This is a genomic window from Luteitalea sp., from assembly GCF_044337415.1.
Lineage (GTDB): Bacteria > Acidobacteriota > Vicinamibacteria > Vicinamibacterales > Vicinamibacteraceae > Luteitalea.
Genome location: NZ_JBIINP010000043.1, coordinates 1 through 20347 on the forward strand (window position 1 = coordinate 1; position 20347 = coordinate 20347).

18 protein-coding genes and 1 tRNA gene are annotated in these 20347 nt (G+C 70.9%); 5 read left to right on the top strand and 14 right to left on the bottom strand.

Translation table 11 applies throughout. The features are described from left to right. Positions 1–170: 170 nt before the first annotated feature. The 4 genes from ACIRDX_RS09300 to ACIRDX_RS09315 form a co-directional block, all read right to left on the bottom strand. Positions 171–911 carry an SDR family NAD(P)-dependent oxidoreductase gene (locus ACIRDX_RS09300; protein WP_396625139.1) on the bottom strand — a complete coding sequence of 247 codons (741 nt, stop codon included), beginning with the start codon at positions 909–911 and terminating at the stop codon, positions 171–173. A 104-nt stretch (positions 912–1015) separates the two neighbouring features. After that, positions 1016–1429, bottom strand: a complete 414-nt coding sequence (locus tag ACIRDX_RS09305; RefSeq protein WP_396625140.1) for a DUF420 domain-containing protein — start codon at positions 1427–1429, stop codon at positions 1016–1018. Positions 1430–1586: 157 nt separating this feature from the next. Then, positions 1587–2477: a heme o synthase gene (cyoE, locus tag ACIRDX_RS09310; RefSeq protein ID WP_396625141.1), complete on the bottom strand. Its 891-nt coding sequence runs from the start codon at positions 2475–2477 to the stop codon at positions 1587–1589. Positions 2478–2633: 156 nt separating this feature from the next. Beyond that, entirely contained in the window at positions 2634–4034 is a 1401-nt protein-coding gene (locus ACIRDX_RS09315) for a M23 family metallopeptidase (RefSeq protein ID WP_396625142.1), read from the bottom strand. An 84-nt stretch (positions 4035–4118) separates the two neighbouring features. On the opposite strand from ACIRDX_RS09315, the gene ACIRDX_RS09320 reads away from it, so the two are divergent. The 4 genes from ACIRDX_RS09320 (at position 4119) to ACIRDX_RS09335 (ending at position 8936) form a co-directional block, all read left to right on the top strand. Then, positions 4119–4193, top strand: a tRNA-Glu gene (locus tag ACIRDX_RS09320). Between the two features lie 54 nt (positions 4194–4247). Further along, the gene (locus tag ACIRDX_RS09325; protein ID WP_396625143.1) at positions 4248–6293 is read left to right on the top strand and encodes a CHASE2 domain-containing protein; all 2046 of its coding nucleotides are present in this window, start codon (positions 4248–4250) and stop codon (positions 6291–6293) included. Continuing rightward, positions 6290–7414: a M48 family metalloprotease gene (locus ACIRDX_RS09330; RefSeq protein ID WP_396625144.1), complete on the top strand. Its 1125-nt coding sequence runs from the start codon at positions 6290–6292 to the stop codon at positions 7412–7414. The genes ACIRDX_RS09325 and ACIRDX_RS09330 overlap by 4 nt, the downstream gene beginning before the upstream one ends. A gap of 82 nt (positions 7415–7496) precedes the next feature. Further along, entirely contained in the window at positions 7497–8936 is a 1440-nt protein-coding gene (locus tag ACIRDX_RS09335; protein ID WP_396625145.1) for a mechanosensitive ion channel domain-containing protein, read from the top strand. Between the two features lie 227 nt (positions 8937–9163). Here ACIRDX_RS09335 and ACIRDX_RS09340 read toward each other — a convergent pair whose 3' ends face one another. The 3 genes from ACIRDX_RS09340 to ACIRDX_RS09350 form a co-directional block, all read right to left on the bottom strand. Further along, positions 9164–9850 (bottom strand): hypothetical protein, encoded by a 687-nt coding sequence (locus ACIRDX_RS09340; protein WP_396625146.1) that lies wholly within the window; start codon positions 9848–9850, stop codon positions 9164–9166. Between the two features lie 165 nt (positions 9851–10015). Further along, the gene (locus ACIRDX_RS09345; protein ID WP_396625147.1) at positions 10016–10525 is read right to left on the bottom strand and encodes a hypothetical protein; all 510 of its coding nucleotides are present in this window, start codon (positions 10523–10525) and stop codon (positions 10016–10018) included. A 15-nt stretch (positions 10526–10540) separates the two neighbouring features. Then, a complete protein-coding gene (locus ACIRDX_RS09350) occupies positions 10541–11689 on the bottom strand; it encodes a hypothetical protein (protein ID WP_396625148.1) in 1149 nt (382 codons plus the stop codon). Between the two features lie 91 nt (positions 11690–11780). On the opposite strand from ACIRDX_RS09350, the gene ACIRDX_RS09355 reads away from it, so the two are divergent. Then, positions 11781–12086 (top strand): hypothetical protein, encoded by a 306-nt coding sequence (locus ACIRDX_RS09355; protein WP_396625149.1) that lies wholly within the window; start codon positions 11781–11783, stop codon positions 12084–12086. Here ACIRDX_RS09355 and ACIRDX_RS09360 read toward each other — a convergent pair. The 7 genes from ACIRDX_RS09360 to ACIRDX_RS09390 form a co-directional block, all read right to left on the bottom strand. After that, positions 12010–12993 carry a histone deacetylase gene (locus ACIRDX_RS09360; protein WP_396625150.1) on the bottom strand — a complete coding sequence of 328 codons (984 nt, stop codon included), beginning with the start codon at positions 12991–12993 and terminating at the stop codon, positions 12010–12012. The genes ACIRDX_RS09355 and ACIRDX_RS09360 overlap by 77 nt on opposite strands. A gap of 17 nt (positions 12994–13010) precedes the next feature. Further along, positions 13011–14330: a glutamate-1-semialdehyde 2,1-aminomutase gene (hemL, locus tag ACIRDX_RS09365; protein WP_396625151.1), complete on the bottom strand. Its 1320-nt coding sequence runs from the start codon at positions 14328–14330 to the stop codon at positions 13011–13013. A 39-nt stretch (positions 14331–14369) separates the two neighbouring features. Beyond that, positions 14370–15341 carry a porphobilinogen synthase gene (gene hemB / locus ACIRDX_RS09370; protein WP_396625152.1) on the bottom strand — a complete coding sequence of 324 codons (972 nt, stop codon included), beginning with the start codon at positions 15339–15341 and terminating at the stop codon, positions 14370–14372. 106 nt (positions 15342–15447) lie between these two features. Further along, positions 15448–16980: a uroporphyrinogen-III C-methyltransferase gene (gene cobA / locus ACIRDX_RS09375; RefSeq protein ID WP_396625153.1), complete on the bottom strand. Its 1533-nt coding sequence runs from the start codon at positions 16978–16980 to the stop codon at positions 15448–15450. 247 nt (positions 16981–17227) lie between these two features. Further along, on the bottom strand, positions 17228–18205 hold the full coding sequence (gene hemC, locus ACIRDX_RS09380) for a hydroxymethylbilane synthase (protein WP_396625154.1): 978 nt from the start codon (positions 18203–18205) through the stop codon (positions 17228–17230). Then, positions 18202–19515, bottom strand: a complete 1314-nt coding sequence (hemA, locus tag ACIRDX_RS09385) for a glutamyl-tRNA reductase (RefSeq protein ID WP_396625155.1) — start codon at positions 19513–19515, stop codon at positions 18202–18204. The genes hemC and hemA overlap by 4 nt, the downstream gene beginning before the upstream one ends. Next, a complete protein-coding gene (locus tag ACIRDX_RS09390) occupies positions 19515–20336 on the bottom strand; it encodes an inner membrane protein YpjD (RefSeq protein WP_396625156.1) in 822 nt (273 codons plus the stop codon). Before ACIRDX_RS09390 ends, hemA begins: the two co-directional genes overlap by 1 nt. Positions 20337–20347: the final 11 nt, after the last annotated feature.

The following is a 20347-nucleotide window of genomic DNA, read 5'->3' on the forward strand; positions in this document are numbered from 1 at the left end:
CTGGCGCGAAGAAGCCCTGACGGTGCCGGCGCGTCTCGGGCCTCGGGTCTCAGAAGGGACTGTTGCGGCTGTGCGGACGGTCACCGTCGGGCAAGCCCGACGGCTACGCACTGTACCCGGTACCCGGTACCCGGCGCCCGGCGCCGAGGGACGCCTCGGCGAGCCGTCCCTTACCGAACGTGTCGTCCGCCGTCGACGCGGAGGGTCTCGCCGGTGATGAATTGCGTGGTCACCAGCAGCATCACGGCTCGCGCGATCTCCATCTCGCCGCCCCAGCGCTGCAACGGCGTGGCCGCGGCCACCTCGGCGAGTTCCTCGGCAGACAGGTCTGGCGGCGGCACGATCGGCCCCGGCGCGATCGCGTTGACGAGGATCTGCTCACCCGCCAGCTCGAGCGCCAACGCCTCGGTGAGCGCCTTCACGCCGGCCTTCGCCACGTAGTACGCCACGAAGCCCGTGTAGCCCGCGCGTCCGCTCGCCGGCAGCCAGTCGGTGAAGTTCACGACGTGCGCGGGCGTCCGGCGGCGCAGCAGCGGCAGCACCGCGTGCGTGACGTAGAAGGCCGACGACAGGTTGGCGTCGATGTCGGAGCGCCAGGCCGCCTCGTCGATCGCCTCGAGTGGTCTGGACACATACGTCGACGCCATGTTGACGACGATGTCGAGGGCGCCGAAGGCGGCGTCGATCTCGCGGGCAAGGTGGTCGCAATCGCCGGGCACGCTCACATCGGCCTGCAGCACGAGCGCACGTCGACCGAGCGCCTGCACCCGGGCGGCCGTATCCTCGGCCTCCTGGCGTGACGAGCGATACGACAGCACCACGTCGGCACCGGCGCGGGCCAGTTCCTCGGCCACGACCTGGCCGATCCGCTTGCCGCCAGTCACGAGCGCGACGCGATTGAGGAGTTGCATGGGTTACGACTGCTCCCAGGTAGGGCCGCGTGTCCCACGCGGCCGCTCCCGAACGGCTTCGCCACTTGAACGGCGCGGTCGGAGACCGCGCCCTACCTCTGTGGCTACATCCGATACAGCATGAGGTACACGACCACGCCCGTCACCGACACGTACATCCACAGTGGCCACGTGATGCGCGCGATGCGGCGATGCGGGTCGAAGCGGCCCGACAGGGCGCGCGACACGGTCATCAGCACCAGCGGCACGATGGCGATGGCCAGCAGCACGTGCGAGATCAGGATGGCGAAGTAGATCACCCGCAGCAGGCCCGTGCCGGTGAACGGTCGCGATCCCACGTGGTAGTGGTAGACGAGGTAGCTGGTCAGGAATGCGGCCGAGGCGCCGAGCGCCCCGAGCATGCACAGGCGGTGCGGCCCGACGCGCCGCTGGCGCACGAACACGTAGCCGGCGAGCAGGAAGAGTGTCGCCAGCAGGTTCAGGCTGGCATTGAGCGTGGGAAGGTCGGCGACAGTCACGGGAGAACGGCAGTCGGGAGTCGGCAGTCGGGAATCGGGAATCGGAAGACGGCAGTCGGCAGTCTGGCCGCTGCTGCTTGAGTTTATGACGCCTGCCGCTTCGCTGCCGGTACCTGAACGGTCCCGTACCCGGCACCCCGTACCCGGTACCCGGTTCCTACGGCACCCGCGTCGCGATCATGAACAGCCAGATCAGCGGCAGGTAGACCAGCGAGCCGAGAAACAGCTGACGAGCGGTGCGGCGGTGCAGGTCGCGTGCGAAGCGGATGGCCAGGAACAGGAACGCCACGCCCAGCACCAGCGCCACGCCGAAGTACAGGGGACCGGCCAGCCCGGTCAGCGCCGGCGCCAGGCTCACGGGAATCAAGGCGGCCGTGTACATCACGGTCTGGCGGGCCGTGCTCTTGCCCGTCGGCTCCACCACGGGCAGCACGGGGAAACCGGCGCGTTCGTACTCCTCGCGGAACAGCCACGCCAGCGAGAGGAAGTGCGGCATCTGCCACAGGAAAACGATGGCGAACAGGAGCCACGCTTCGCGCGTCAGCGAGTTGGTCGCCGCGGCCCAGCCGATCACCGGCGGCAGTGCGCCGGGAATCGCGCCGACCACCGTCGCCAGCGACGATCGTCGCTTCATCGGCGTGTACCACACCACGTAGCTCACGAGCGTCGCGAAGGCGACGACCGCGCTCAGGTGATTCACGCCGACGGTGAGTTGCACGAGCCCGAGGGCGCTGAGCGCCATGCCGAACATGTACGCGCGCCACGGCGTGAGGCGTCCGTCGGGCAGGGGCCGCAGCCGGGTCCGGGCCATCAGGCCGTCCACGTCCTGCTCGTACAGCTGGTTGAACACCGCCGACCCACCTGCCACCAGCGCCGTGCCCACCACCGCGTGGAACAACACGACAGGATCGACGTGCCCGGCCACGCCCAGCCAGTACCCGACCCCGGTCGTGAAGACCACGAGGAGGTTCAGGCGCGGCTTGGTGAGCTGCAGGTAGTCCGACATCCGGCTCGACGACAGGGGATAGGCAACGGCGTGCGTGCGCATGGCCTCTTCAGGGGGCGATAGCCCCAAACGGAAAGTATAGAGCCTTGGGGCTGGGGGCTGGGGGCTAGGGGCTGGGGGCTGGGGGCGGGGTTCGATACCGCCCTTGCCCCTTCGGTCTTCAGTCTTCCGTCATGAGGCATGCCCCATGACGCATGACTACGGCGTGGGCACCGCCGCCACCGGAGCCGCCGGGGCGCCCACCGCGCGGAGCTTGCGCATCACGCGGTCCTCGATCCACTGCGAGCTCCACCAGTCCACCGGATTCACGAACTCGCCGTGCAGGACCATCGTGAAGTGCAGGTGGTCGCCGCCGGCCAGGCCGGTCTGGCCGCTGCGTCCCAACTCGGCGTTCATCTCCACCGCCTGGCCTTCCTGCACGCCGATCGAGCTGAGGTGTCCGTAGAGCGACTGCAACCCCATGCCGTGATCGACGATCACGCAGTTGCCGTAGATCCCGAGGAACCCGGCGAAGACCACGACGCCGCGGTTGGCCGCCTGGATCGGCGCGTTCTGCAGCGACGCCAGATCGAACCCCAGGTGGGTCTGCTTGTCGACGGCCTTGTCCTGGTAGGTGTAGGTGCGCTCGTCGGCGAACCCGGCCTCGACCGCGGAGTTCATCATCTGGCGGAACGGCCCGCGCCAGAGGATCTCCTTGGCACTCTTCGTCAGGCCGATCGTCCGGATCGTGTCGTTGTTCTGGCGGCGCAGATCGCGGTTGATCGTCAGGTAGCTCGCCAACAGGTCGTTGGCGTCGGTGACCTTCAGGTCCGGCGTGTTCTGCAGGATCGACGGCACCACCTTCTGCAGGAACGCGTCGTCCAGCGGGATGGTGCTCTTGCGGAACTGCTTGGGAGTGACCTTCGAGTCGACGCTGGCGCGCGCCTGGTTGCCGGCTTCGTCGCGGGCCCACAGCGACACCGGCGTGGCCGGCGACTCGTTGAAGACGAACGGGAAGAACGCCACGCGGAGCCCCGGCGGCGCGTTCGGGATCCCGGCGCCGCTGGCCGGCAGTCCGGGGAACTCGCGCTCGCCCACGCGCACGCCCGACGGCACGTCGGCGGGGTTCACCTGGTACACGACCACCTCGGCGCCCCCCTGGTTGATGAAGTGGAACTGCGACAGCACCGCGAGCGTCGGCGGCGTCAGCCGCACCTGCAGGTCCTTGCGCAGGATGCTGGTCGTGCGCCGCAGCCCGAAGAGCACGGGCCGCGTGGCTTCCACGACGAGGGTGGCCGTCCCGGTCTTCAGCCCGGGCGCCACCTGCCGGCCAATCTCCCCGGCGACGCTCACGCGGTCTGCCGCCCGCGTCAGCTTCAGCGCCTGCGGGGCGGCGAGCGTGCCGAGTGCCGCGGCCTGCCCGCCCTGCTCGAGGCGCACCGACAGGTCGCTCAGCGCACCGTCGGGCGCGTACACGTCGAACGTGAGGGGGGTCTTCTGCCCGATGACCGAGGTCGGCGAGGCGAGGGTGATCGTGGGGCCGGCCGCACGCCCAGCGAGGAACCACACGAGCCCGAGGCCGACCAATCCCACCAGCAGTACGGCGAGCAGCTTGCGCATCCTTGCGATCATAGCAAGCGGTACCGCCGGATGGTTGACAGGGCCGCGCCTCGTGCGTATCCTCGAAGGTCTGTGTGCCTGGACGGCGGTATCGTCTAGGGGTTAGGACACGTGGTTCTCAGCCACGGGACCGGGGTTCGAATCCCCGTACCGCTACCAACCATGGCGCTCAGCCAGCCGACCAGCCCCGCACCGCGGGGCTTTGTCGTTTAGATGCGCTCCCGCCTCCTGCACGCGGCCGCCATGGGCCTGGCCTGCGGGGCGGTGGCCCTCCTGCTCGGCACGCTGCCCCTCTTCCGCGTCGCCGACGCCAAGCTCTACGACCTCGCGCTCCGCGCCACCGCGCATCCCGCTGCCGCCGACCGCACCATCGCCATCGTCGAGATCGACGAGATCAGCCTGCGGCGCCTCGAGCCTGTCGTCGGCCGCTGGCCGTGGCCGCGACTGGTGCACGCGGTGGTGATCGACTTCCTCGCGCGGGGCCCGGCCAGGGCCGTCGCGTACGACATCAGCCTCACCGACCGTGACCGGCGCTCCGGCTTCGACGTGGGTGGCACGACCTGGACCGGGGCCGAATCCGACCAGGCCCTCGTCGATTCCACGCGGGCGGCCGGCAACGTCATCCACCTGGCCGAGGGCGTGTTCGAGGGCGGCACGGGCGCCGACGACGTGAACCGGGTGCTGAAGGCGGCGCCGCAGGGGGCTTACCCGCTCGACGACAGCGTCGACCTCCGACCGGCGCTGTCCGGGCCCTTCCCGGGCCTGGGCGAGGCGGCGCGCGCCCTGGGGCACAACGTGATGCTGGTCGAGGAGGATGGCCCGGTACGGCAGATCATCCCCTTCGTCCGGCGCGACGGCGTGTTCCTGCCGTCGCTCGGGATTGCGGCCGCGCAGGTGGCGCGCGACCTGCCGAGCGACCGGATCCGGCTCGAGGGCGACCTCCTGCGGATTGGCACCACGCGACTGCCGGCGCCCGTGGTGGACATCCCGCGCTTCGCCGAGCAGGAGGGACCGCAGGCCACCGGTCGGCGCTCGCTGATCCGGTACCGCGGGCCGGCGATCCTGCCCGATGGCCGCACGCCGACCTTCCGCACGTACTCGTTCTACGACATCTTCTACTCGGAGCAGCAGGTGCTGGAGGGGCAGGCGCCCCTGGTTCCGCCCGCGACGTTCAAGGACGCGCTCGTCTTCGTCGGGGCGACGGCGGTGGGGCTCAAGGACGTGTTCCCCGTGCCGTTCGGCAACACGGGCGGCATGGCGGGGCCGCACATCCACGCCAACGTGGCCGACATGGTCCTGTCTGGCCAGGTCATCCGCCGGCTCGACGGATGGCTGTGCGTTCTCCTGGCGCTCGTCGTTTCCGTCTGTGCGCGGTGGTCCGTGATGCCGGCGCGAGCCACGCTCGGGCTGGCCGCGGCGGCGGGCCTGCTGGCGGCGGTTCACCTGGGCGGGGTGTTCGCGTTCGGGCGGGGCCTGTGGGTCCCCCTGGTGCCGGCCACGCTCGGGTGGGTGCTGGCGGCGGGTGGCGGGTTCGCCTACCAGTACGTCGTGGAGGGGCGAGAGAAGCGCCAGGTGCGAGGGCTGTTCTCCCGCTACCTGTCCAAGGACGTCTACGAGCAGGTGCTGGCCAATCCGTCGCTGGCCGAGCTCGGCGGGCGACGCCGCCAGATGTCGGTCCTGTTCTCCGACATGCGCGGCTTCACGACGCTCTCGGAGAGCGGTGACCCGGAAGCGCTGGTCCAGCAGTTGAACGAGTACTTCTCGCGGATGGTCGACGTGCTGTTCGCGCATCGCGGCACGCTCGACAAGTTCGTCGGCGACATGGTGATGGGGCTGTTCGGCGCCCCGCTCGACGACCCGGATCATGCCGAGCACGCCGTGACGACGGCCGTGGCCATGGTCGAGGCGCTCGAGGAACTCAACGCCGGGTGGCGTGCCCGGGGACGCCCGGCGCTCGGCATCGGCATCGGGATCAACACCGGCGAGATGATTGCCGGGACGATCGGCTCGCGGCAGGTGCGGAGCTACACCGTGATCGGCGACGCCGTGAACCTGGGCGCGCGGCTCGAGTCGTTGAACAAGGAGTACGGCACGCAGATCATCATCAGCGACGCCACCCGCCGGGAACTGCGCACGCCGCGTGCGCTGCGCCCGCTCGGGGCCGTCGTGGTCAAGGGCAAGAGCGTGCCTGTCGATATCTTCGAGGTCGTCGTGACTCCGAAGGTGCCAGTCGAAGGTCCGAAAGGAACGCCATCGTGAAGGTCCCCTCCATCCTCCTCTCTGCCTCCCTGGTGCTGGCGGTCGCCGCGCCGGCGTCTGCCCAGTTCGGCCTGCTCGAGCAGGGCGCCAAGCGCGCCAAGCAGGTCAGCGACTTCACCTGGACCGACCAGGAGAAGGCGGCGCTCGGCGCCAAGGTCAGCGAACTCGTGCGCCAGCGCTACGGGGTCGTGCAGGATCCGGCGGTGCACAAGTACGTCACGCTGGTCGGGCGGACGGTCACCGAGAAGACCACCAAGCCCGGCCTCCCGTGGACGTTCATCGTGCTCGACACCGATGCCGTCAACGCGTTCGCGGCGCCGCACGGGTACGTGCACATCACCCGCGGCGCGCTCGCGCTGATGAAGAACGAGGCCGAGCTCGCCGGCGTGCTCGCGCACGAGATCGTGCACGTCACCGAGGAGCACACGATCGACGCGCTCAAGAAGAACACGCTCAAGAGCGCGGCGGCCGAGGAGGTCTCCGGGGGCAACGCGCTGATCGAGTTCCTCGCCAACGCGGCGTACAACAACATCCTCGACAACGCGTACAGCCGCGGCGACGAGGGCGCCGCCGACACGGTCGGCATCACCCTGATCAGCAAGGCCGGTTATGCGCCCCAGGGCCTCGGCAGCTTCCTGACGACGCTCGCCGAGCGCAACAAGAGCGCCACCGAGAAGCGGGGCTTGTTCAGCTCGCACCCCGAGATGCAGGCGCGGCAGGACAAGCTCACCGCCACCATCACCAAGGAGAAGCTCACGGGGACGCAGCTGGTCGAGCCGCGCTACAAGTCGAGCATCACCTACAAGCCCGTGCCGCAGTCGCAGATCGCCACCGTGGCTGCCGGCACCAAGGGCCTGGCCGGCGGGTCGAGCACCGCGAAGGCCGAACCGGCCGCGCAGCCCGCCAAGGAAGAGGCGCCCAAGAAGAAGGGCTTCGGTCTCTCGAAGCTGGTGAGTGGCGGTGGCAGTGAGTCGAAGTCGGCGCAGGTGGTCGGCTCGGGAGGCGCCCGAGGGCTGGATCCCGAGAAGGACGCCAAGGGTGGCGGGAACCCGGCCGTGGTGGCCGTCAAGGTGACGCCGGCCGACGTGCAGGCCTTCAAGAAGGCCGGCTCGCTCACGTAACCGGGGAACGGCAACAGGCGACGGGCCGCAGGCAGCCTGCAGGCTGTCGCCGGTCGCCTGCCCTTACCTGAAGGTCGCCTGAGTGTCCGTTCAACTCCTTGTCGGTGTCCTGGTGCTGGTGCTCGCCCTCGCGGCGCGCACCAGCACGCGCAACACCTACGTCAAGCGCAAGCTGGTGCTCTCGGTGGCGCTCGCCGCTGCCTACCTGGTGGCCCACCTGCTGGCGCTCTGGGCCGGCACGCCGCCGGGCATCGCCCGTTCCCTGGCGACCATCGAACCGGTCCTGCTGGTGCTGGCTGCCAGCAACCTGATCGTGCTGCTGGCGGTCAATCCGTTCCGCGAGGATCGCCTTCCGGCGCAGCTGCCGGCCATCCTGCAGGACGCCATCACCGTCGCGCTGTTCGTCACGGTCGTCGTGCTGTTCTTCAACGACCGGCTGCAGCTCACGGCGGCGGCCGGCGCCGTCGTACTCGGCCTCGCCCTGCAGGACACGCTGGGCAACGCCATCGCCGGCCTCGCGCTGCAGGCCGACCAGCCGTACAAGGTGGGCGACTGGATCCGCGTCGGCGAACACGAGGGCCGGGTGACCCAGATCTCGTGGCGGTCGACGGTGCTCCGGACCCGCGACAGCACGCTGGTGGGACTGCCCAACAGCAGCATCGCCGACGGTGCGATCGTGAACTTCTCGGAACCGGCGCCGCCGACGCGCGTGTTCGTCGACGTGGGCGTGGCCTATACGGCGCCTCCCAACCACGTGAAGGCCGTCATCGCCGAGGCACTGGCCCAGGTGCCGCTCGCCATGCCGTCGCCGGCGCCCGACGCGCTGCTCGTGGACTTCGGCACGTCCGCGGTCACCTATCGCGCGCGCTGCTTCGTGCAGGACATGGAGCGGGCCGCGCTCGCGCAGGACCAGATGCGCACGGCCATCTGGTACACGTTCCAGCGGCACGGCCTCGAGATCCCCTATCCCATCCAGGTCGAGTACTCGCACGGCGACATGCCCGCCCTCACGTTCCCGGAGCAGGCCGGCCTGCCGGCGCTGATGGGCAACACCGCGCTGCTCGGCGGACTCACGCCCGAGGCGCGCGCGGCGCTGGCCGGGTCGGCGCGCCCGCGTCTCTACGGCAGCGGCGAGGTCATCGTGCGCCAGGGCGAGCTCGGACGCACCAGCTTCCTGGTGGGACGAGGCCTCGTGCGGGTGAGCCTCGCGCCCGACGACCAGGAGGTGGCGCGGCTCGGCGTCGGCGAGGTGTTCGGCGAGATGTCGTGGCTGACCGGCGATCCACGGTCGGCCACCGTGACGGCGACCACCGACACGCTGGTGTTCGAACTGGACGACACCACGCTGCGGGCGCTCGCCGACGGCACCCCAGGAGTGCTCGACACGTTGGCCGATGCCGTGTCGCGGCGGCGCGCCGAGCTCGAGACGCTGTCGGCCGACCACGCGACGCGGCGGGGGGCGGTCATCGAGGCGCCCGCCTCGCTGGTGGCGCGGATGAAGCGGTTCCTGCGCCTGCGCTGAAAACGCGAAACGGGAGCGCGGCGGTATACCCGCCTGCGTCTCCCGCTCGTGGCCTCGCGGCCGAAGGGTCGGACGCCTCTCAGCGCCCTGGTAGGCTCCGGCGCCGGACATCTGCCGGCCGTCTTTGCCTACCTACCTAATCGGACGCGGCCAGTCCTTCGTGAGTGCCGCCCCGTCTAGAACCCGCGCTTCCCGTACCCCGTACCCCGTACCCGGTACCCCGGTCTCTACCGGTACCGTCCCTCGCGATAGCCGCGGTCGTAGCCCTGCTGGAACGCCTGCCGGTACTCGGCCTTGTACTGCTCGCGCGATCCGTACCGGCTCGAGTAGCCATCGTCGCCTTCCCGATAGTTCCGCTTGCGTGTCGGCTCGTACCTGTCGCGGTCGCGCGCGTCGTCGCGTCCGTCACGGTAGCCATCGTCGAACCCACGCTGTGCGGCAGGCGAGTACCCGTAGCCACCGTTGCCGGGGTAGCCGTACCCGCCACCGTAGTCGGGATAGCCAGGTCGTCCGTAGCTGCCACCCGGATAACCGCTGCCGGGATACCCCGAGCGACCGTACCCGCCGTAGCCGCCGCGGAACTGGTCGTACCCCGCCAGGTAGCCCTCGGCGAAGCCACGCCTGAACGCGTCGTCGCTCCTCGGGCCGTTGTTCCAGCCTCCCCAGCCCCAGCCGTTGTTGCTGCTGCCACGGCGATAGGCGTCGTGGCGGCGATAGTCGCGCGGCCAGTTCCCCCGCGCGTCCCGTTCGCCTTCGCGCATGCCCATGCGGTAGCCCTCGTCGAAGTTGCGCTGGTCCACCTGGCGCGAGGACGAGCCCCACTGCACGGGCACGCCGTGCGGTTGTGCTGTCGCGACAGGTGCGCCGACGATGAGCAGCGCCGCGAGCGTGATGGGGGAGAGGGAGTGCGTCATGGTGTCCTCCTTCGAGCGAGTACCCACCATGTGATCAAGCCGTGTGCCAGCACGCGTGTCACTTCGCGCGGACAGCTCGGCCCCTTTCGAATTCCAGAAGTTCGGAATTCCAGAATTTCAGGCGAGTCAGGGCCGTACGGACAGGTCAGTCCGTGCGGCGGGCGCCTACTCGGTCCAGGCGAGGACGCGGGAGTCGCCGCTCTTGCGGAGGAGCAGCGGCCCGGGGCCTGCGGCCTCGAGGTCGTCGATGGAGAGGCGCATCTTGCCGAGGTCGACGTCGTCGTTCTTGATGTCGACGGTGCCGTCGGGTGACATCCGCAGCAGCCAGAAGGGCAACGAGATGCGGACGAGCTTGTTCTCCTGGGGCGAGAAGACCACGACGTGGAGTGCGGTGAGGGGGTGCGGGGCTCCGGTCGCGGCCTTCTTCTGTCGGCTGGCGAGTGCAGCGGAGGACAGCCGTGGGCCGGTGTCGGAGTCCTCGATCAGGGCGGGCACGCCCTTGAAGCGGTCGAGCACGGCCCTGGCCTCGCGGTCGAAGTCGGCGGGCGACGCCACCTGGCGCACGTCGACCTGCTTCTTCACGAGGTAGGCACAGCTGGCCGCCAGTGCGACCACGGCGAGCGTGATCAGCAGCAGCACACCGAGCAGTACCTGCAACCAGCGTCGCGTCGCCATCTGGACAGGGAGACGTTAGCCGCGACCGGCGCGTTCGAGCAACTGTCGCGCGAGTCGGGCGCCCTCGGGGTCGGCGCCGCGCTCCAGCAGAGGCAGCGCCTTGGCGGCCTGCCAGCGCGCCTGCGCGCGGTCGCCCGACGCCAGGGAGATCTCGCCCAGCGCGAGATGCAGGCGGCCCCGCACCCACTCGCGCGCCTCGGGCGCCTCCAGGCCGGCCAGCAGGGCGTCGCGCGCGTCGTCCTGCCGACCGAGGGTCCGCAGCGCCAGCGCCCGCTTGAGCCGCCACAGGGCTTCCTCGCCGAACATGCGGCGCCGCGGGTCGGCGGCGGCCATGGCCAGGCCCTCGTCGAGCCAGCGCAGGGCGTCGGCGGCGCGTCCCGCGCGCAGCGCGGTGGCGCCGGACTCGAGCCAGAGCAGCCGGTTGCGCGGATGCGCGGCCCGCAACTGCGCCAGCACGCGGAGGGCGTCGTTCCACCGGCGCTCGCGGTTGTAGAGGAGCACCAGCGCGAAGCGTGCCTCGGTCTGCACGGGACGCCCGCTGGCCGCGGCGTCCTCCAGCAGCCGGAGCCCGCGCTCGCGGTCGCCGTCCATGCCGGCGAGGTAGGCCACCATGCGCGCCGGCAGCGACAGGTCAGCAACCACGTACCGGTACGTGCCGAGGATCAGGCGCGGATCCGGGTCGGCCGGATCGAGCGTGGCGGCGCGCTCGGCCGCGTGGTGCGCGCGCCGGGCCGAGGAGAACGCTCGCCCCATGCGCCCCTCGACGGTCGCGGCCCACGAGGCCTGCAGTCCGAGCGCCGAGGCGAGGTCGTAGTGGGCACGGGCATCGCGCGGCGCCGCCGCGACACGTGCCTCGGCCAGCGCGACGGCTGTCGAAAGTGAGCGCTGGAAGCCATCGGCGATGTCGGCGGGTGGCGGCGCCATGTCGACGTCGTGGCGCGTGAGGCGCCCGAGATACTCGTCGGCGAGCACGGTGCCGCGCGTGAAGAGCAGCCGCAGCCACCTGATCGATGCGAGGGCGCGATAGCTGGCGGGTAAGTCCGGCGCTAACTTGGCCAGCGCCTCGAACTTTCGCACGGCTTCCTCGTGATCGAGGTCGTATGCGGTGGCGTACGCCTCGGCCAGTTTCGCGTCGTACGCAGCCCCCTGCGCACGCACGGACACGGGACTTAGTCCCAGAAACAGCACGACCGACAGCGAGAAGCAGGCTATGCTTGTCGCCGTAGGACCCTTCCACCCTCCCGGAGTAGGCGTCATGGCAAAGTCACGTAAGTCGTCGAAGACAGGTCTGAGCAACGGCAATCGCCAGCTGCTCACGTGGGCCCTGCATGGGCTCGAACAGGAAATCGCGCGCACGAAGCAGCACCTCGCCGAACTCGAGTCGCAGGCACGCGGGCTGCGCGCCTCGGCCCGCACGGCCGTGCCGGCTCCCGCCGAGGCTGCGCCCGCCGCGGCTGCACCGAAGGCGCGCAAGAAGCGCAAGCTCAGCGCAGACGCACGGAAGCGGATTGCGGACGCGCAGAAGCGTCGCTGGGCAAAGGCGAAGGCCGCCAAGGAGTAGGTCCCCGCCACAGCCGCGCGCAGGCCGCGGCCTCGGCAATCGTTCCGGCGTGGATGCGCGCAATCGCGTCCACGTCCGGTGCATATCCTCCCGCCATGCTCACGGCCACCGGCACGCCCTCGGCGTGGCAGCGGCCGAGCACCACCGCATCGCGCCGCCGGAGGCCCGCCTCCGTGAGCCGCATCCGGCCCAGGCGGTCGCCCTCGTACGGATCCGCACCCGCGACATAGAAGATCAGGTCGGGCGCCGTCTCGAACACCGCGTCCAGCGCCGGAACCAGCCTGGCCATGTAGGCGTCGTCGTCGGTGCCGTCCGGCAGCGGCACGTCGAGGTCGCTCCGCTCCTTGCGGAACGGGAAGTTGGCCGCCCCGTGCAGCGAGCACGTGAACACGCGCCGGTCGTGCTCGAAGATGGCCGCCGTCCCGTTGCCCTGGTGCACGTCGAGATCGACGACCGCCACCTGCCGCACGCGCCCCGTCTCGAGCAGCGTGACGGCGGCGACGGCCACATCGTTGAAGACGCAGTAGCCCTCGCCTCGGTCGCGGAACGCGTGATGCGTGCCACCGGCGAGGTTGGCCGAGACGCCGTCCTGCAGCGCGGTGCGGGCCGCCTCGATCGTGCCGCCCACCGAGCGCCGCGATCGCTCCACCATCTGCGGCGACCACGGGAACCCGATGCGGCGCTGTTCCTCGCGCGCCAACCCGCCGTCGCGCACCCGCGCCACGTAGTCGGGCGTGTGTACGCGCAGCAGGTCTTCCCACGCGGCCGCGGGAGGCTCGATCAGGCCGCCCGGCGATAGCAGGCCCTCCTGCTCGACGCGCGCCCGGAGGCGCGCGTACTTGTCCATGGGAAAGCGATGGCCTTCCGGCAGCGGGAGCACGAAGTGGTCGCAGTAGAACGCGCGCACGACGTGGACGGCCGGACTCAGGCCGGGGTGGTGCGCGCCACGGCCTTGAAGGCCTTGCGCGCTGCACGGATGGTGTCGTCCACGTCGCCGCGCGTGTGGGCGCCCGAGAGGAACCACGCCTCGAACTGCGACGGCGGCAGGTACACGCCCTGCGCGAGCATCGCCTGGAAGAACGTGCCGTAGGCCGCGGTGTCCGACAGCTTCGCGTCGTCGTAGTTCATCACCGGGCGATCGGTGAAGAAGACGGTGAGCAGGGAGCCGACGCGGTTGAGGCTGATGGCGACGCCGGCGCGGTGCGCGGCGTCGGAGAGCCCCTCGGCCAGCGTGCTCCCGAGCCGCTCGAGCTTCCGGTACAGCTTGTCGTCGAGTCGGGAGAGCGCCCAGAGGCCGGCGGTCATGGCGAGCGGGTTCCCCGACAGCGTGCCGGCCTGGTAGACCGGGCCGTCGGGCGCCACCATGCGCATCAGGTCCTCGCGGCCGCCGTAGGCACCCACGGGCAGGCCGCCGCCGATGATCTTGCCGAGGCACGTGAGGTCGGGCGTCACGCCGAGCAGGTGCTGCGCGCCGCCGGCCGAGGCCCTGAAACCGCTGATGACCTCGTCGAACACCAGCAGCGCACCGGTGCGGTCGCAGATCTCCCGGAGGCCCTCGAGGAAGCCGGGCATCGGGGGCACGACGCCCATGTTGCCGGCGATCGGCTCCACGAGAATCGCGGCGAGGCCGCCCTTGGCCCGTCGCACCACGTCCTCCACGGAAGCCAGGTCGTTGTAGCGCGCAGTCAGCGTGAGCGCGGCCGCGACCTGCGGGATGCCGGGCGACGTCGGCACGCCGAGCGTGGCGGCGCCGCTGCCGGCTTCGACGAGGAAGCCGTCGGCGTGGCCGTGGTAGCAGCCGGCGAACTTCACCACGGCGTCGCGGCCCGTGGCGGCGCGCGCCACGCGCAGCACGCTCATCGCGGCCTCGGTGCCGGAGCTGGTGAACCGCACGAGCTGCATCGAGGGCACGCGCGCGCGCACGGCCTCGGCCATCTCGATCTCGAGCCTGGTGGGGGCGCCGAAGCTGGTGCCGTGGCGGGCGGCGTCGGCCAGTGCCGTGAGCAGGCCCTTCGGGGCATGGCCGTGGATCAGCGGGCCCCACGACATCACGTAGTCGAGGTACGTCTTGCCGTCCTCGTCCTTGATGTAGGCGCCCTTGCCGCTCTTGATGAAGCGGGGCGTGCCGCCGACGGCCTTGAAGGCGCGGACCGGGCTGTTGACCCCGCCGGGCATGGCCAGCCTCGCGCGGGCAAACAGCTTCGCCGACCGTCCTGCGTCCCTGGAGCGCTGCGTCGATGCCATCTGGTCTAACCTACCACGCCCCCCGGCGCCGGCACCGGTCTACAGGGCGCGCGCGGCATCCCTCGCGTAGTAGGTGATGATCGCGTCGGCGCCGGCGCGGCGAATCGACACCAGCGACTCCATCATCGCGCGCGGTTCGTCGATCCATCCCCTGGCGCCGGCGGCCTTGACCATCGAGTACTCGCCGCTCACGTGGTAGGCGGCGGTCGGCAGCCCGAAGGTGTCCTTCACGCGCCAGAGCACATCGAGATAGGGCAGCGCCGGCTTGACCATCACGATGTCGGCGCCCTGCTCGATGTCGAGCGCGACCTGCCGCAGTGCCTCGTCGGCGTTGGCCGGGTCCATCTGGTGGCTGCGGCGGTCGCCGAACGCCGGCGTCGACTCGGCCGCCTCGCGGAAGGGGCCGTAGAACGCCGACGCGTACTTGGCGGCGTAACTCATGATCGCGATGTCGGCATGGCCGTTCGCGTCGAGCGCCTCGCGGATGGCGCCGATGCGGCCATCCATCATGTCGGAGGGTGCCACCACGTCGGCGCCGGCCGCCGCGTGTGACAGCGCTTCCTGCACCAGCAGCTCCACCGTGCTGTCGTTCTCCACGATGCCGTCGGTGACGATGCCGCAATGCCCGTGCGAGGTGTACTCGCACAGGCACACGTCGGTGATGATCACCGTCTGCGGATGCGCAGCCCGGATCGCCCGCACGGCCTGCTGCACTGGCCCTTCCGGGTCACTGGCGCTGCTGCCGCGCTCGTCCTTGTGCGCCGGCAACCCGAACAGCAACACCGACGTGACGCCGTCGGCAGCGGCGGCGCCGACCTCCGTCACGATCGCGTCGACCGACATCTGCGCGACGCCGGGCATCGACCCGATCGGCCGGTTGACGCCCTCGCCCGGGCACACGAACAGCGGGTAGATGAACTGCGACGGCTCGAGGTGCGTCTCGCGCACGAGGGCGCGGAGACCGGGCGTGCGACGCAGGCGACGTGGGCGGTGGGTGAGGTTCAGGGCCATCGGACTTGCAGAATTTCAGAATTCCAGAATTTCAGAGTCGCCGGCGCGTCGCAGTTCGTCGCGGACGCAGGGTGGGCGGCGTCGGGGCGCGAACGCCCCGACCGTGTCACCGCTTCGCGCGGACGTGCTGCACGATGGCGTCGACGAGCGACGGAATCGTGTACGGCGCCTTGGGCATGATCTGCGTCGACACGCCGAGCTGTTGCGCGGCCTCCGCGGTCACGGGGCCGATCGAGGCGACGGCAACCTGCTGCAGCAGGTCGGCGGCCTGATCCTCGCCCAGGTTGGTGACGAAGTGCCGCACGCTCGACGCGCTCGTGAAGGTGACGATGTCGACGTCGCCCTCGAGGAGCTTCTTGTAGATGTCGGGCTGGCCCTCCTGGCCCCACGTGGCGCGGACGGTGCGGTAGGCGGCGATGTCGTCCACCTCGGCGCCCGCCTTGCGGAGCTCGTCGGGCAGCGACTCGCGCGCGATGTCGGCGCGCGGCAGCAGCATGCGCTGGCCGTCGAGGCTGCCGGTGGCCTTGAGCGCCGCAACCACGCCCTCGGCGCGGTCCTCGTCGGGCATCACGTCCACGCGCAGGTGCAGGCGTTGCAGTCGTTCGGCCGTCGCCGGCCCCACCGCGCAGATGTGCGGCCCGTGCAGGTCGCGGATGTCGCGCACGCGCGCCAGGGCGCGCCGCATGAAGTGGTCGACGCCGTTGGCGCTGGTGAACACGAGCCAGCGATACGACGCGATGTTCGCGATGGCGCGATCGACTTCCTCGTAGTCGTCGAGCGTCTCGATGTGGATCGACGGCGCCTCGATCACCTCGGCGCCGAGGTCGTGCAGCCGCTCCACGAACTCGCCGGCCTGCTCGCGCGATCGCGTGACGACGATGCGCGTGCCGAACAGCGGCCGCTCGTCGAACCAGCGGAGGTGCGCGCGCAGCCCGGCCGACGGCCCGACCACCAGCACCGCCGGGGCCTGGGGCGGGTGCGTCTCGAGGCGCTGCGCCAGGTCGCGCAGCGTGCCGTCGGTGGTCCGCTGCTGCGGCGTCGTGCCGTTGTAGATGATGGCCGCCGAGTCGTCGCCCGGGCGCCCGTGCGAGAGCAACGACGCGGCCACACGTCCCAGCTGCCGCGGACCGGCGTAGCAGAGCAGCGTGCCGTCGACCTTCGCCAACTGGTGCCAGTCGAGCTCGGGCGTGTCCTCCTCGCCGTCCTCGAAGCCGCGGATGAAGGTGAGCGTGTTGCCAGAACCCGGGTAGGTGATCGGGATGCCGGCGTAGGCCGGGATCCCCACCAGCGCCGGGATGCCGGGCACGACCTCGAACCTGATGCCCTGCTCGTGCAGGAACAGGGCTTCCTTGCCGCCGCTGTCGAAGAGGAACGGGTCGCCCCACTTGAGGCGGACCACCGACCGGCCCTCGCGGGCCTTCTCGGCGATCAGCAGGCAGATCGCTTCCTGTGCCGCCCCGGCAGGCGCGGCGTCGCCGACGTCGATGCACTCGGCGTCGGGGCGCGCCATCCGCAGCAGGCGCTTGTCGATGAGGGCGTCGTGCACGACGACGTCGGCGCGCGTGAGGCAACGCAGGCCACGCACGGAGATCAGCGAGGGATCTCCTGGGCCTGCGCCCACGATGGAGACGGGAGTCATGGGGTGATGGTACTGCCGACAGCGCAGATCAGGGGAGAAGGGACGAGCGACAAGTCACAAGGGCGGCAAGGGACGAGGGACGAGGCCGTTCAGGGACCAGGGACGAGGCCGCTCAGGGACGAGGGATGAGGGAGCCGGCGACGGACGAGGGCCCCGGCGTGCCGACCGTCGCCGGATGGTGATGGCTGGCCCCCGACATTCCCGGCATCGCTGCATCGCAGCATCCCGACCCAGGAGTGAGCAGCGCTCACTCCTGGGTCGGTAATGGCCCGTCGTACTCGCGGACGGCCTCGAGGATGGCGCCGGCGCCGTCGAGCAGCAGTCGCTCGGCGACCTGCTCACCCAGGCCCTCGGGGTCATCGGCGGTGCCGAAGCCGATCGCGCGCACCTCGTGGTCGCTCTCGATCGACGTCACGCACGCCAGCATCTCGAGGCCGCCGTCGGCGGTCTCGCGGCAGTGGGCGCCGAGGGGCAACTGGCAGCCGCCACCCACCGCCGCCACCAGCGCGCGCTCGGCCCGGAGCGCCAGGTCGGCGGCTCGGTCACTCATCGCGACGAGCGTCTGGGTGATCTCCTCGGCGTCCTCGCGGCACTCGATCGCCACGATGCCCTGGCCGGGCGCGGGGATGCAGGCGTCGACGGGCAGGAAGGCGCTGATGCGCGACCCGCGCTCCAGCCGCTGCAGGCCTGCCGCGGCCAGCACGAGCGCGTCGTAGTCGCCCGCGTCGAGCTTGCGCAGCCGCGTGTCGACGTTGCCCCGCACCGGCAGGAACTCCGCGCCCGGGAACTGGCGGTGCAACTGCGCGACGCGGCGCACACTGCTCGTGCCGAGGCGCGGCGCCGGGCCCAGGGCCGCCGCCAGCTGCGCCAGCGTCGCGTCGACCAGGCCCGCAGCCTCCGGCAGCACCATGGCATCGCGCGCGTCGGCGCGGGCCAGCACGCCAGCGATGTGCAGCCCCTCGGGCAGCACCACCGCCATGTCCTTGGAGCTGTGCACCGCGAGGTCGATGCTCCCCTCGAGCAGGGCGTCCTCGATTTCCTTCACGAACAGGCGCTTGCCGCCGACGTCCGACAGCGGCGCGTCCTGCAGCCGGTCGCCGTCGGTGCGGATGACGACGATCTCGCACGGCGCCACGCCCATCGCCTCGAGGCGGGCCTTCACCGTGTGTGCCTGCCACAGCGCCAGCGCGCTGCCGCGGGTGCCGATGCGCCAGCCGGTGCTCATCGTGCCTTCTCCCGCGCAGCCTCGGTGCGGTCGGCCTCGGCGGCCGCCGCCTCGTCGTCGAGCGCGAACAGGCGTCGCAGCGCCGACGAGCAGGCGTCCATGGTGTCGTGGTCGTCGATGGCCTTCAGCTGTTCGGTGGGCGTCAGCAGCAGCTTCTCGATCATCAGTCTCGTGATCTCGTCGACGCGGGCGCGGGCATCGGGCCCGAGTCCGGACAGCCTGGGGGCGAGGCGCTCGATCTCGGCCTGGCGCACGCGCTCGAAGCGGGTGCGCAGCGCGACCAGCGTGGGGATGGCGGCGCGCGACCGCAGCCACGCGTACCACGCGGAGACCTCGTCGTTGACGAGCCGCTCGGCCTTGGCCACGGCGTCCTGGCGCCGGGCCAGGTTCTCCTGCACGATCCCGCGCAGGTCGTCGATGTTGTAGAGGAAAATCTCCTCGCGCTCCGCGATGGCCGGGTCGACGTCGCGCGGCACCGCCAGGTCGACGACGAACATCGGGCGCCCGCGGCGCGCGGCGAGCACGCGCGCGAGGTCGGCATCGGTCAGCACCAGGTCGGGCGACCCGGTCGCCGAGACGAGCACGTCGGCGTCGGCCAGCGCCTCGAGTCGCGCGTCCCAGGCGATGACGCGCCCGTGCACCTCGGCCGCGAGCGCCTCGCCGCGGTCGTGCCGTCGCGTCGCGATGGTGGTGCTGGCGACCTGCTGGTGGAAGTGCAGGGCGCACAGGCGCGACATCTCGCCCGCGCCGAACACGACCATGTGCCTCGGCTTGAGGTCACCGAAGATCTTGCGCGACAGGGTCAGGGCCGCGTAGCTGAGCGACACGGCGCCCTCGGCCAGCCCGGTGTCGGTGCGGACGCGCTTGCCGATGGCGAACGCGCCATGGAACAGCCGGTTGATCACGCTGCCGGTGCCGCGTTCCTCGCTGGCGACCTTGTAGGCGTCCTTCACCTGCCCGAGAATCTCCGGCTCGCCCACCACGAGCGAGTCCAGGCCGGCCGAGACGCGGAACAGGTGGCGCGCCGCGTCGGCATCGGTGCGCACGTACAGCGCGGCGTCGATGTCGTCGCGGCTCACGCCCCGGTAGTCGGCCAGGCAGCTCACGATCCGCTCGCCCATCGCGACCGGGTCGGCGGCCACCGCGTACACCTCCGTGCGGTTGCACGTCGACAGCAGCACCGCGTCGTCGCAGCCGTCGTTGGCCAGGCGGTCGAGGGCAGCAGGCACCATGGACCGGCTGATGCCGATCCGCTCGCGCACCTCGAGTGGCGCGGTGTGGTGACTGAGGCCGACCAGGACGAGGTGCATCAGGCGAAGTTGTGGCTGCGGGCGAAGAAGTACGCCACGGGCAGGAAGTTGAGCAGGACGATGGCGAAGCCGACGGCGGAGAGCCAGGCGGTGCGTCGCGGACTGAGGCCGGCCCAACGGCGCGAGGCCAGGAGCAGGCCGTAGATGAGCCACGTCAGGACGGCCATCATGATCTTCGGGTCGGCGATGGTCATGTGCGGCAGGCGCGGGTCGTCGGCCATCTGCGCGCTCACGTCGCGCAGCCACACGGCGCCGCCCACCAGGCCCACCGTGAGCAGCAGCCAGCCGATGCCGATGGCGCGCATGTTCATCCGGTCGAGCACCTGCAGCGAGGGCAGCCGCTGGAAGAACATCCCGGGCGTCCGCCGCTTCAGCTCGCGGAACAGCAGCACGTACGTGATGCCGATCACGCAGGCCAGCGCGAAGCTGGCGTAGGCGAAGAGCAGGGCGCCGACATGCACCGCCACGAACGGCGCGGCGAAGTAGCGCGGCACGTCGGTCGGCATCGCGCCGTGCGCCACCAGGCCCTGCAGCGCGACCAGCAGCGGCGTCACGAACACGCCGATGCCGCGCTCGTCGGTCGAGACCTCGATCGACAGGTACGAGATGGCCAGCATCCAGACGAACGTCGAGACCGCGCCCGTGCGGCCGGCCATCGGCGGCACGCCGAGTTCCATCGTGTACATGCCCAGCACGAAGGTGTGCACGAGCAGCGCCACCAGGAGGCTGCCGGTGGCCACGCGGCCGGCAAGGCGGCGGCGCGACACGAAGTGCCAGACGTAGGCGGCGAAGGCTGCGGCGTAGAGGAGGGCGAGGCTCATCGGGGCGACGC